The organism is Pontibacter sp. GD7, assembly GCF_058216375.1.
In genome coordinates this window covers 30977-44036 of sequence record NZ_JBYZMP010000016.1, presented here as the reverse complement: position 1 = coordinate 44036, position 13060 = coordinate 30977, and the positions used below count along the sequence as shown (strand labels likewise).

Genomic DNA, 13060 nt, shown 5'->3' with positions numbered 1-13060 from the left:
CCCGCAGCGGAGCGAGGAGCAGCTTCAATAGACAGCGCGATGCCCGAAGGCGAGGCCACGCGGCCTTGAGCGCACCAAAGCCAAAGGTGAAATAATACTGCTAGTTATTCTAAGGAAGAACAGTAGCTAGTTAGAAAGGTAAAAAAGTGCGTGACTTGATTATGAAACTTTAAACTATACTTCCAGCCGGCAACTCAGAAGGCAACTCCATCCGGATGCGCCATTCCTTGGGATAGTAGTTATTAACCCGATTACCTATTTGTTTGGCGAAACCCAGGGGCATGTTTTTATACTTCAGCAATACCCAATCATTGCCACTGCTATTCAGGCTGATGTCTTCTTTTCGGAGGTAGCGCAGGGCTTGATCCAGGTCAAGGTCTATACTTACAAATGCCTCCTGGTTTAGGTGCTGCGACAGCGCCAGTGCGTGCATGGGCTTTAGCTTTTTGCCTTTAACCTCGGCCACTTCTATCCCGGCATAGATAACATGCAGGTGCTGGTATACTTCATCAGCAGCCTCAAACAAGTTAGCCGGCAACGCAGAAAGTACTTCGCCATATTGCAACCACTCATACTTTACCGGATCCAGCAGCCAGTCCTGTACCAGCGCCTTTTCTTTTTTACCTGCCGGTTGCAGTTTGTACTTCTTCTTTTTCGCTGACTTTTTAGGACTCTCGCTCCCATCGGTTTTGCGCAATACAGCCATAAAAAAGCCCTCGCCTGAGATACGGTGCGGGTAAAAGCGATATCCTTCCACGCCGTTTAGTTGGGTAGCTACCACACCCCAGTCAGGGTCAAGCTGCAACTTTATACTTTCAGCATCTTCCTGTTCTGCAAGCCAGGCAATATTTTCTTCATTCTCCTGTTCGTTCCAGGTACAGGTGCTATATACTAAAACTCCTCCCGGCTTCAGGGCATCCCATACATCCATCAGTATGCGTTGCTGGCGTTGTGCGCACAGCTTCACATTCTCCTCCGACCACTCATTTATCGCCTGCGGGTCTTTCCGGAACATGCCCTCACCGCTGCAAGGCGCATCCACCACCATCAGATCAAAAAAAGCAGGCAACCTTGAGAAATTGCTTGGGTCGCTGCTGGTTACCATTACATTACCACTCCCCCATTTGGCAATGTTCTCAGCCAGAATGTTGGCCCGGCTTTTAATAACTTCATTGGCTACCAGAAGGCTGTCCTCCGATATCAGGCTGGCAATGTGCGTAGATTTACCACCGGGTGCGCCACAAAGGTCCAATGCATGAATGGGTTGCGAAAGATCTAAAGCTTGTTTTAGGGCTTGCTCCAGGAACATGGAACTGGCTTCCTGTACGTAATAGCAGCCGGCATGCAATAAGGGATCTAATGTAAAAAGTGGCCTTGCCGGTAAATAGTAAGCGTTTTCTGCCCAGGGTACTTTGGGCAGGCTTGGTTGCGTTGCAAGTTTACTGCTGTTTACCCTGATACTGACAGGTGCCGGTTTGCTAAGCGCTTCCTCAAAGTTTGTGTACTCATTGGCAAGCAGGCGCTGCATGCGTTCTTTAAAGCTGATCGGGAGTTCCATGAAGACAAAGGTACGGCAATTAATCCGCTGGTAAAAGTATGGCAGCTTTAGTGCTGGTTTAGTTGCTGCAGGTATTCCTGTACGATCGGTATATCGGCGGGGCACCAGTTATAGTGGGCAAGTTGCTGAGGCTTTACCCATTCATACTTCGCATGCTCACGGAGTTTTATACTACCTTCTGTAATGGAACAGATATATGGCACAAGTTCTATGGTCTTGTCCGGGTAAGTAAAACGCACAGGTGTAAGTCTTTTATGGTGCTTAATTTTAATGCATAGTTCTTCCTGCACTTCACGCTCCAGGCATTCTGTTTCCGATTCGCCTTGCTCCTGCTTGCCACCCGGAAACTCCCATAAAAGCGGCTGCGACATACGTTCACTACGCTGGGTAATCAATACCAGGCCATCGCTTTCAATTAGTCCGCAAATTACGTTGATGTGCAAGATTGTGGTGTTTTGATTGTTGCGCACTTTTAGAAGCAAAGTGACGGAATGGTCTAAACAGTGGCGTTGCTAAAGTTTAGTTATGGTTATGGGCAATTTTCATCTTTCGGCTCTTTTGTCGTTTGGTATGTTTACCATTCCGCAACCATCTACTAGCCAGTTACCATTAACTTCTACAATTTTCATAGTCAGTTTAAATTCTGGCCAATTTTTTCCTTTAACTGTTAAATAGTTTATATTTTCATTAAAAGAGTCAAGTTCAAAACCTTCACTTGGATTATCTTGAGCATCAAATATGGGGTCAGTGCCAAGCCCTAATTCTGGATCTTGTATATATGCTTCGTTAATTATTTTTTTTAATTCAGTTTTGAAACTATCTGTAGTTAAACTATTCGAATTAACCCATTCAAGTATACCAATTGATTGGTTCATTTCACTTGAATTTTCAACGTATCCATTTATAAAATTCAATGCATTATGAATTCTATTTTCATTTATTGAAACTGCCTCTTGCTGGGTAGTGCTTGCAACAGAATTATTTGTGCTTTCAAATTGACCACAGGAGGCCAATACTAAAGTTGTAAGCACCAAAGCATGTTTTAACATTTTCATTCGTATTTAATTCCACATAACGGACCGCGTACATGCTTAACCTAAAATGACAGAACAGGTTGAGCATGGATTATGTTAGCACAATTAGTTGTTAGTCATTAATCTTCTTCAACATGAGGAACAACTGATATGTAGCTTACTTTCCCACTTTTATTAAGTATGATTTGAGCCTGAAATGAAGAACCTGGTGGCACTTCATAGTTGTAAAAGATTTCTTCTTTTAAGACATATCTATCACTTGGCTTTCCCATAATCTGAAGAACTGTAAGAGAGTCCATTCCTAATTGTACATCATGAAGCTTCTTCACATTTTCTGAACCCAGTACTGCCGAGCTGCTGTACTTACTTTCATAAATAGAATATCCGATCAACAATGTTAAGCATATTGAAAGAGTAAGTAAGAAATAGAAAATCCTCTTCATCATTAATTACCTATTTGTGCCAACTATCATATACAAGAAACTATTCCGGCTATTGGCCTATTGCCTGTAGTGCAGAGAACCTGCTTCTAATGTCTTTCGGCATCAGGTAAAGGTTCGATTTTATTCCCTGTACTTTCAGCTAAATATAAAACATTCCGGTAAATTTTAAAGCAGTCCGGCGTGGTATGATAACCACAATAACTACACTGACATTTAAGATCGGCTAACCTAAGTACTTACTTGTAACCCAGGTTTCAAGGCGATAAAACAAATACCCGATTGCCAGGCAAACAGGCAAGTTAAGCAACAGGTATTTGTTTTCGATGGCAAGGCCAAAGTATAACACCTGCACCAAAAAAATATGGTACGATGCCTGCCCAAGTACGGCAAGTATGGTTAACACCGGGTTTTTAGAGGCGAATGGCAAAGTGTAAAAGCCTACTAAAATTAGCAGTGCTGCATAACCAAATGAAATCACATTTTGCATTTCCCAGCTGTCATATACAGGGTCAATGTCTAGCTGCATGGTAGCGGCAAGGTATAAATATAGGGCCCCGATTAAACCAAGCACTAAAAATGGAACAACAACCCTCCAATTAAAAGGTTGAGTAAACGCTTTAGCCAGCCACAAACCGTAAGCAAGTGCCGAAAAATAGCGCGGTAAAGCAGCACTGTACAGATACCCTTTTTCAACAAACCAACTATACTGCTTGCTTAACAGCAGAAAGGCTACTTCCAGCGCCACCAAGCCTATTGTTGTTAGCACCGGCCTTTTTCTAAAAAAATAGCCAAGTACGGGCAGCACAACTATGGATTGCAAAAGCAGGGTAATAAAATAATTGCCCCGGCCGGAAACAGGCAGAACGCCGATCAATGTATATTCGCTAAACTCCAGTACATCCCGGGCGAATAGTTGCTGCCAAAGTATACCCAACGGTATGGATATGAGAAAAACAACCAGAAAAGGAATTAACAGGCGAGTGGCTTTTTTGCTGAAGTATACTTTTGAGTAAAGGCTGGTGAAAGGCGCTGGCTTGAGCGAAAGTCCCAGGTTCAGACCCATCAGTATCATAAACACTGGTACCGCCTGCCAGATGTGGTAATAGGCAAAGTATTGTTTCAGCTCAGCCTTTGACAATGAATGCAGGATGATAACGGCGATGATCGCCAAGCCTTTCAGGACGTCTATCTGCTGAAAATGCCTTTTATTTTTCTGTTGTTGTGGCATCGGTGGGCTGGTAGCAAGTACATGCTGTCATTTTAAATTTGCATTGTTATAAGGTAAGCTTACTGTTCTGAACAGTAGCTCCAAAAGTATAGAATATCTTTTAGAGCCAAAAGAAGTATAAAAATATAGTACTAAACCAGTTAAAGTATGCCGCTCAGCCTTAATTACAGGTTCATTTTAATTGTTGCAGTAACATCAGCTGTGGCTACTGCTGTGCTTGGCCTGGCCCTGGCCCATACTATCTGGTACAACTACGAGCTGATACCGCTTTTCGGCAGAAACAGTGTGTCCAGTTACCTTACCTCGGCCAGCATGATCTTTAGCTTTATCATCACGTTTATGGTTACGAAAGCCACCCGCAAGGCAACCCGTTCACAGCAGATATTCCCTTTGCACTGGCACCTGAAAAGCCAGACATTGATCGATCAGCTTCCGAGGCAAACCACACTCAGGGCATTTATACTTGGCATTGTCGGGGCACTGATGTCGGGCCTTACGATTGCGCTTTTATACTTCAAGGACTTTTCCTCTTTCTACTTCTACCAGTTAGCCGCTTTCAGCGCGGTATACTTTGTATTGCTGGCTTCAGCCATGGCCATCATGACGGCTTACAGGTCTATGGGAGATGATGTGCTGAAACAGGTAAGGTTATAAACGAAAAGAGGTGTCCGTTTCCTGAACACCTCTCTTTTTCTTATTTGAATTTCTCCTTCAAGATCTCAAACTCCACTGCCGGCGAAATGCGCTCGTAAAGTATGTTATACACGGCACTCGTGATGGGCATATCCACGCCAAGCTTTTTGTTGAGTTCAAATATACTTTGTACTGCGTAATAGCCTTCTGCTACCATGTTCATCTCTACCTGCGCCGATTTAACAGTATACCCACGGCCAATCATGTTACCAAAAGTACGGTTACGGCTAAACTGCGAGTAAGCAGTTACAAGTAAGTCGCCAAGGTAGGCAGAGCCGCTCAAGGCACGGTGCAGCGGCATTTTGGCATCCAGGAAACGCTCGATCTCGAACATGGCATTGGAAACCAGTACCGCCTGGAAATTATCGCCATAGTTCAGGCCACGGGCAATGCCACAGGCCAGGGCAATAATGTTCTTCATCACGGCACAATACTCTATCCCGTCCAGGTCATCGAGTGGGTTGGCTTTTACATAGCGGTTGCGCAGCATTTCGCAGAAACGCTCTGCTGTGCTTACGTCATGCGACCCGATTGTAAGGTATGACTGCTTTTCGAGGGCAACCTCTTCGGCATGGCATGGACCGGCAATTACCAACTGGTGCGAATTTGGCACCTGGTAAACCCGCTCCATGTAATCCGAGATCAGGATGTTCTCTTTTGGGATCATGCCTTTTACGGCTGATACCACCACTTTTCCATGGAAGGCATCGGTTGCAAGACCAGTAAGAGCTTCCTGCACAAAGGCTGCCGGCACTGCCAGTATCACCCAATCCGCCACGGACACCACAGATGCAATATCCGATGAGGGTTTAACGTAGTTCAGGTCGTAAGATACCCCGCTCAGGTAACGGGGATTATGTTTAAAATTGATCAGGTGCTGCACATCGTTTTTGTTGCGCATCCACCAGTGTACCTGCGATTTGTTCTCCGAGAGGATCTTGACAAGGGCCGATGCCCAGCTTCCTCCTCCCAAAACGGCTACTTTTTCCAATGTTTGGTATTAATTTAATCCTTGCTCTCAGCAGCAATGGCTGCCTTATCCAGCGATTTGGCATCCTTCACGGCTACCTTGGCGCCATCTTTCAGTGTAGTAGACACTGCCCTGAAAGGACCTGTTACCACTTTCTGCCCCGGCTTGATTCCGCTGATGATTTCCATATTCTCAAAATCGCTGATGCCTGTTTTCACATTTGCAGTGTTTACAGAGTTGGTAGCCTTGTCATATACAAAAACTACTTCTTCCACTTTTACAGGTGCCTTCTGCGCTTGCTCATTAGCTTGATTCTGAGTTTCTTCGTCCTCTTTACTGTCTTTATCAGCCGGTTTTTTCTCGTTAGAGCGGGTCGTAACAGCAGACAAAGGTACGGATAAAACATTAGGTTTTCGCTCTGTAATGATATCAACCGAGGCGGTCATGCCCGGACGGAAAGGACGTGCATTGTTTTTAGAAAGGTGGCTATAAGACTCGTTAAGCAAACGGATACGCACCTCAAACTCCGTAACTGCCTCCAGTGAGGCGGCATCTTTGGCCGTGTTGGCAATGGAGGTAACCACGCCTTTGAACTTTTCATCTTTGCTGGCATAAGAGTCTACTTCTACCTCCACAGAGTCGCCAAGCGCTACACGTATAATGTCGTTCTCGTTCACGTTGACGCGCACTTCCATGTTGTTCAGGTTGGCGATGCGCATGATCTCGGTACCGGCCATTTGTGAAGTACCTACCACGCGTTCGCCGCGCTCTACGTTAAGTTTCGACACGATGCCGCTAACAGGAGCATAGATCGTTGTCTTGTTCAGGTTTTCGCGGGCATCTTTTAAGGCGGCAAGGGCATTCTGGATGTTATATTCCGATGCTCTTACACTCTGGCGCAACGACTCCACTTCCTGCCTGGCTGTCTCGTAATTGGCTACTGCCTGCTGCCAGTCGGCCTGCGAGATCACTTTCTGGTCGTAAAGCATTTTATTGCGATCGTAAGTCTGCTTGGCCTGCGTTAGGTTAGCCTGTGCCTGGCCCAGTCTTGCTTTTGTCTGGGCAAGGTTAGCTCTGGCTGCATTTACACTTGCCTGCTGCGCATCCACAAACGACTGATAGTTGTCAGGGCGAATGCGCACCAAAAGCTGGCCTTTCACCACAGAGTCGCCTTCTTCCACATTCAGCTCAATGATCTCACCTGAAACGTCGGGGCTGATCTTTACTTCCGTTTCTGGCTGAATTTTGCCGGAGGCGCTTACCTTTTCAACGATTTCTGTCTTTTTGGCTTCCGCCACTACCACTTCAATGCCTTCTTCTTTACCGATCCAGCCGGCTTTTTTTGCCACAATAATGCCAACCAGCAGCACTACCAGCACCACAACCAGTATCGGTATCAGTTTCGATTTTTTCTTTGCCATGTTCTTTTAGAATGAGATGTCTTTGCCTTGATAAAAGTCAAGTACTTTTAGTTTAAAGAAGTAATCATACTTTGCCTGGATCAGGTCTGATTGTGCTCTGCGGTAGTTATTGGCTATCACGTTAAAATCAACTGTATTGATAACCCCGCTGTTGAGGCGCAACTCTGCGTTACGGTAACCCTGCTCCAGCGACTCTACCTGGCGTTTGGCGGCAACATACTTTTTATAAGCTGCCTGTGCATCGGCTGCTGCCTGCTCAATGGTCTGGCGTAAAGCGTTGCGCTCAAGCTCTGCGTTTAATTGCGCGTTTTGCTGGTTTAGTTTGGCACGCTGTACGGCGCTGCGAGTAGCAAGTCCGTTAAAAATGGGCACCTGCAGCGAGAACTGCAGCTGCTTACCCAGGTTGTCGTCCAACTGATCGCTGAAGGTATACTCGCCACGTGTACTCTCCGGGAAGTATACTACCAGTGGGTTTGTTCCATCCGGGTTCTGGAAACCAAGAATCTGGCGCTGAAAAGCACCATCGATCTGGGTAGCCACCGGTGATAAACGTGCACTGGAGTAACCTGTAAAGATACCTGCCCCGAAATTAAAGCGCGGGTAATAAGCGCCTCTGGCAATGGCAACGCCTACCTCTGCGCTACGGGCACGCAGGTCTGCGCTCTGGATATCCGGCAGGGTTTGCACGGCAACATCATACACCTGATCAGGCGATATGGCAACCGGGTTGATCGTAGGCTCCGGAATCTCCGGTATCACAATGTCAAACTTTTCTGGTTTTTCCAGGTCGAGCAGCTGGATCAGGTTCAGTTTGGAAATGTCGATCTGGTTCTGTGCATTGATCACGTTCAACTCATCCGACGCAAACTTTGCCTCGAGCTCCAGCACGTTTGTCTGTGCCACGCTACCTGCATCGAATAGTATGCGGGTGCGCTTTAACTGCTGCTCTGTGTTGGCTCGTTGCAGTTCGGCGGTTTTAAGCAACTCATTCGAGAATAGCACATTTAGGTACGAGGTGATGACCTGCAGGATAATATCGTTCTGCATTGCCTGCACATCGTTGGCGCCGGCCTGTGCCAGCAACCTGTTCTGCTTTACCTGGTTCTGCTGCTGAAACCCTTGGAATAACGGCACTGAGCTGCTCACCGAAAAGTTATTTGACCGGATCTGCTGCGTACGGAACTCACTCGTAAGAGGGTCCACGGACGAACCATAGTTGTAAGTATGCGAAGCGTTGCCGTTTATACTTGGCAACAGGTCAAACTTAGACTGCTTCAGGTTAACGTCTGCTATGTCGCTGTTTACTTTGGCCTGCTTAACGCGCAGGTTGTTTTGTATGGCATAGTTAATGGCTTCCTGCAAAGACCAGGTGCCATTGGCAGGTGCCTGTTGCGCCATACTATCCTGTAATCCTGCAGTACAGGCCAGGCCAAGGGCAAGCAACAAAAGCTTTGATTTTTTCATAGTCACTATCTGTTTTTAAAGGTCTATGTTCGGGATGTAAACCACGTGTTTTACCCAGCTTAACTGCTTCAGGTATTCCAGTGTGATCGGTTTAATGCCAGAGTCCATTTCGATAAACTGACGCGCCATTTCGTTCTTACCCTTGCGCGAAACGTTCATGGTAGCAATGTTGCAGTCGTCGTGGGCCAGCACGGAGGCGATAAAGGCTATACTTCCGCGCACATCGTCGGCATCAATGATCAGGGTGTGCAGCGTGGCCGAGAAATTAGCTGTAAAGCCGTCCACTTCCACAATCTTGATAACGCCGCCTCCCCTGCTCTGGCCTATAACCTCTACCTGGCGGTCGCCGGCTTTCAGGTTAAGCTTTATGGTGTTCGGGTGCATGGTAGAGGCATTGCCAACAGACTTGAAAGTATACTTCAGGCCTCTTTCTTTGGCATGGTCGAAAGCATCCTTTATGCGTTTGTCGTCGGTTTTAAAATCGAGCAGGCCCGCCACAATGGCACGATCGCTGCCATGTCCCTCGTAAGTGCGGGCAAAAGAGTTGTAAAACGTGATGATGGCCTCTTCCGGGGCGGCACCAAGTATGCGTATGGCGGCACGTGCAATGCGCACCACACCCGCTGTATGAGAACTGGATGGCCCGATCATCACGGGGCCAATCATATCAAAAACGCTGCTTTTTTCAGCCATAATAGATAAAAGCTCGATTAAATATCGTAAAAACCAAATTTATGAATTAACTCCCGGTTTTACAGTAATCTTAGGCTAAAATAGGTTTATTTCTACAAAAGAACCCGATTTTTCTACAAACCGGCTCATTCGATCTAGCAATTATGCTTTTGTCAGGACGAGGTAGGTGTGCCATTGCGCAAAGGACTGTGCCGGCAAATGTTGACTTTTGTCATTATTGGCACCGTTTTATTTCTTTACTTTGCGCCATATAAATATTTGATCATCCGTAAAACGTTTTAGATGGAGCATTCATTTAAACCCGAAGTACTGGAGCAGTTAAAAAGGCTGGAGGAAAAGTATGTGCCGCTTGGGCAGGACCTGGCTGCTTACCTGGAGGGGCTTTTTTACACTAATTTCCTTAACTACTGGGACTACATCCACCTCGATACACTGCTGAGCCTGCAAAACCCACGCACCAATATTCCGGATGAGAAGATATTTATCATTTACCACCAGATAACAGAGTTATACTTTAAACTGTGCCTGGAAGAATACAGACAAATAGCTGAGGAAAAAGATATTACCGGCGATCAGCTCACCAAACGCGTGAAGCGCATCAACCGCTACTTCGACAACCTGATCAACTCTTTTGATGTGATGGTGGACGGCATGGACCCGAAACAGTTCCTGCAGTTCCGGATGGCCCTGATGCCAGCCAGCGGTTTCCAGTCGGCGCAGTACCGCATGATAGAGATCGCCTCTACCGACCTGCGCAACCTGGTGGCCAAAGACAAGAGAGCTGTGTTGGGTTTGCAGAGCACACAGGAAGAAATGATCGGCTGTATTTACTGGAAGGAAGGTGCCACCGAGGTTGCCTCCGGCGCTAAAACCCTTACTTTAGTTCAGTTCGAGGAAAAGTATACAGATCAGCTGATTAAGTTCGCCAAGCAATACCAGCATACTAATTTGTGGAGTGTATACAAGAGACTGCCTGAGGGCCAGCAACAGGAACCTAAACTAGTAAAAGCCCTGCGTGCCCTCGACAGCAACGTGAATGTGAACTGGCCACTGATGCACTACAAATCAGCGGTGCGTTACCTGCAGCGTGACCCGGAAGTCATTGCTGCAACCGGCGGTACCAACTGGATGAAATACCTCCCTCCTAAGTTCCAGAAACGCATTTTCTACCCCGAATTATGGAGTGAACAGGAAATTGAAGAATGGGGCAAAGGCTGGGTAGAGAAAGTGTTGAATGGAGAGCAGTAATTGCTGAATTGTTAAATTGTTAATTGTTATTTTGATGCACACAGTTTCTTTCCGAACTGTGTGCGTCTTTTTTTAAGCAGAATGAATTTGCATTATCTTTGTTGTGTTAATATCAATCATTGCTGAATTAACAATCTAACAATTCAGCAATCCAACAATTAAACAGGTTTAAGGCTAGCTACCTTACCCATATTTTATGAGAAAAAAAGAATTAGACCTGGTGTTCGCACCGGAAGTTGCCTTTGATGCGCAACAGTTAGAGCACGAGATTCTGAAAAGTGCCCGGGTTAATCCAGAGGAAATAAAATTTGTGCACCGGGTAAAACGCTCAATTGATGCCCGTGGCCGCCAGGTGCTGGTACGCGTTCGTGCCGACATCTACCTGGATACCCCTCCCGCTGATATCATCTCCCCTGTTTATACTTATCCGGATGTGAGCAATGCCAGGCAGGTTGTTATAGTTGGCGCTGGTCCGGCTGGGCTGTTTGCTGCTTTGCGTTGTATTGAGTTAGGGCTAAAGCCGGTTGTGCTGGAGCGCGGAAAAGATGTAAGAAGCCGTCGTCGCGATCTGGCAGCTATTAACAAAGAGCATACAGTAAACCCAGACTCCAATTATTGCTTCGGAGAGGGTGGCGCAGGTACTTATTCTGACGGCAAGCTGTACACCCGCTCTAAAAAGCGTGGCGACCTGCAGCGCATACTTCAGATACTGGTACAGCACGGTGCTACTCCCGATATACTGTTCGATGCACACCCGCACATAGGTACCAATAAATTACCCAAGATCATTGAGGCCATCCGGGAAACGGTGCGTGCCGCTGGCGGCGAAGTACTGTTCGATAAGCGTGTTTCCGATTTTATACTTGACGTTGATGAAATGCGCGGTGTGGTAACTTCTGATGGTCATACTTACTTAGGCGAATCGGTTATACTTGCCACAGGCCACAGTGCCCGCGATATTTTTGAGCTGCTACATGAAAAAGGTGTTACCATAGAGGCTAAGCCTTTTGCCATGGGAGTGCGCGTAGAGCATCAGCAGAAACTAATCGATAGCATACAGTATAAATGCGAAGACCGCGGGCCATACTTGCCGGCATCTTCATACGCACTGGTGCACCAAACACATTATAATGGTAAACAGCGTGGTATCTTCTCGTTCTGCATGTGCCCGGGCGGGTTCATAGTGCCATCGGCAACTGCCCCCGGCGAGGTAGTGGTTAACGGCATGTCGCCGAGCCGCCGCGATTCCCGCTTTTCTAACTCGGGTATTGTAGTAGCCATTGAGCTGGAAGATATGGAACTGGAGAAGTATGGCCCGTTGGCAGGTCTCCGGATGCAGCAGGCACTTGAGCAGAAAGCCTGCGATATGGCAGGCGGCACACAGGCTGCCCCTGCGCAGTTGCTGAAAGATTTTGTTGATCGTAAATTAAGCAAGCAGTTGCTGGAAACGTCTTACCAGCCTGGCCTTGTTTCTATGGACATGAACAAGCTTTTTTCAGAAGACATGGCGTACCGATTGCGCGAAGGTTTTAAGGCATTCGGAAGCAAGATGCGTGGCTACCTTACCAACGAGGCGCAGATCGTGGGCGTTGAAAGCCGAACTTCCTCGCCGGTGCGTATCCCCCGCGACCGAGAAACGCTGGAGCATGTGCAGGTACAAAGGCTGTTCCCGTGCGGCGAGGGTGCCGGTTATGCCGGTGGTATCGTGTCTGCGGCCATGGATGGCGAACGTTGTGCCGAGATGGCTGCCCTTAAGGCCGGTGTTCGTATCGCCTGAGCCGTTTTTGAGAACATTTGACCACCCATGGCAGCTTTGCCCGTAAAGTATAAGCAACAGCCTGACGGCGTTTTGTATTTGTAAACACCTTAATATGATAAGCAGCATGAAAAAGACAGTTGTTGTTGGTGCCACGGATAACCCCACGCGCTATGCCTATAAAGCGGTGCACCGTTTACAGCAGCATGGGCATGAGGTGGTTCCGGTTGGCATTCGTAAGTCTGAAGTTGGCGGAAAACCCATCGTTACGGACCTCAACCAGCCGATCGAGGATGTAGACACCGTTACATTATATGTTGGCCCCAGAAATCAGCCTTATTGGTACGACTACATACTTTCATTAAAACCGAAGCGCATCATTTTTAACCCTGGCACAGAAAACCTGGAGTTTGAGAGAATGGCCGCCGATGCCAACATCGAGACTATGCACCACTGCACTTTAGTGATGCTGGCCACCGATAGTTATTAATTTAAAAATATTTTTTTCGGGAAGTATAACCTGCGTTAAAGCCGACCGTATAAAGTATAAAA

The 13060-nt window shown here is 46.9% G+C and carries 13 protein-coding genes; 4 read left to right on the top strand and 9 right to left on the bottom strand.

Features of this window, described 5'->3' with window-relative positions; all coding sequences use genetic code 11:
- Positions 1–169 precede the first annotated feature (169 nt).
- The 5 genes from AC4BAP_RS18140 to AC4BAP_RS18120 form a co-directional block, all read right to left on the bottom strand.
- On the bottom strand, positions 170–1558 hold the full coding sequence (locus AC4BAP_RS18140) for a methyltransferase RsmF C-terminal domain-like protein (protein ID WP_490584097.1): 1389 nt from the start codon (positions 1556–1558) through the stop codon (positions 170–172).
- A gap of 47 nt (positions 1559–1605) precedes the next feature.
- The gene (locus AC4BAP_RS18135) at positions 1606–2001 is read right to left on the bottom strand and encodes a (deoxy)nucleoside triphosphate pyrophosphohydrolase (protein ID WP_490584096.1); all 396 of its coding nucleotides are present in this window, start codon (positions 1999–2001) and stop codon (positions 1606–1608) included.
- Between the two features lie 99 nt (positions 2002–2100).
- Positions 2101–2613, bottom strand: a complete 513-nt coding sequence (locus AC4BAP_RS18130) for a hypothetical protein (protein ID WP_490584095.1) — start codon at positions 2611–2613, stop codon at positions 2101–2103.
- A gap of 98 nt (positions 2614–2711) precedes the next feature.
- Positions 2712–3038 carry a hypothetical protein gene (locus AC4BAP_RS18125; protein ID WP_490584094.1) on the bottom strand — a complete coding sequence of 109 codons (327 nt, stop codon included), beginning with the start codon at positions 3036–3038 and terminating at the stop codon, positions 2712–2714.
- Positions 3039–3258: 220 nt separating this feature from the next.
- Complete coding sequence (locus AC4BAP_RS18120; protein ID WP_490584093.1) at positions 3259–4263, bottom strand: acyltransferase family protein; 1005 nt, start codon at positions 4261–4263, stop codon at positions 3259–3261.
- 147 nt (positions 4264–4410) lie between these two features.
- Between AC4BAP_RS18120 and AC4BAP_RS18115 the strand changes: the two genes are divergently transcribed.
- The gene (locus AC4BAP_RS18115) at positions 4411–4917 is read left to right on the top strand and encodes a hypothetical protein (protein ID WP_490584092.1); all 507 of its coding nucleotides are present in this window, start codon (positions 4411–4413) and stop codon (positions 4915–4917) included.
- Between the two features lie 40 nt (positions 4918–4957).
- Here the strand turns inward: AC4BAP_RS18115 and AC4BAP_RS18110 are convergent, their stop codons facing one another.
- Genes AC4BAP_RS18110 through sdaAB form a run of 4 tightly spaced genes read right to left on the bottom strand, consistent with a single transcriptional unit; the run spans position 4958 to position 9504 of the window.
- On the bottom strand, positions 4958–5947 hold the full coding sequence (locus tag AC4BAP_RS18110) for an NAD(P)H-dependent glycerol-3-phosphate dehydrogenase (protein WP_490584091.1): 990 nt from the start codon (positions 5945–5947) through the stop codon (positions 4958–4960).
- Between the two features lie 14 nt (positions 5948–5961).
- Positions 5962–7347, bottom strand: coding sequence for an efflux RND transporter periplasmic adaptor subunit (locus tag AC4BAP_RS18105; RefSeq protein ID WP_490584090.1), 1386 nt, complete (start codon positions 7345–7347; stop codon positions 5962–5964).
- Positions 7348–7353: 6 nt separating this feature from the next.
- Entirely contained in the window at positions 7354–8811 is a 1458-nt protein-coding gene (locus tag AC4BAP_RS18100) for a TolC family protein (protein WP_490584089.1), read from the bottom strand.
- Positions 8812–8826: 15 nt separating this feature from the next.
- Positions 8827–9504, bottom strand: coding sequence for an L-serine ammonia-lyase, iron-sulfur-dependent subunit beta (gene sdaAB / locus AC4BAP_RS18095; RefSeq protein ID WP_490584088.1), 678 nt, complete (start codon positions 9502–9504; stop codon positions 8827–8829).
- Positions 9505–9786: 282 nt separating this feature from the next.
- Here sdaAB and AC4BAP_RS18090 point away from each other — a divergent pair, with 282 nt between their 5' ends.
- The 3 genes from AC4BAP_RS18090 (at position 9787) to AC4BAP_RS18080 (ending at position 12998) form a co-directional block, all read left to right on the top strand.
- Complete coding sequence (locus AC4BAP_RS18090; RefSeq protein ID WP_490584087.1) at positions 9787–10752, top strand: tryptophan 2,3-dioxygenase family protein; 966 nt, start codon at positions 9787–9789, stop codon at positions 10750–10752.
- Between the two features lie 196 nt (positions 10753–10948).
- Complete coding sequence (locus tag AC4BAP_RS18085; protein ID WP_490584086.1) at positions 10949–12529, top strand: NAD(P)/FAD-dependent oxidoreductase; 1581 nt, start codon at positions 10949–10951, stop codon at positions 12527–12529.
- Between the two features lie 106 nt (positions 12530–12635).
- Entirely contained in the window at positions 12636–12998 is a 363-nt protein-coding gene (locus tag AC4BAP_RS18080; RefSeq protein ID WP_490584085.1) for a CoA-binding protein, read from the top strand.
- Positions 12999–13060 lie beyond the last annotated feature (62 nt).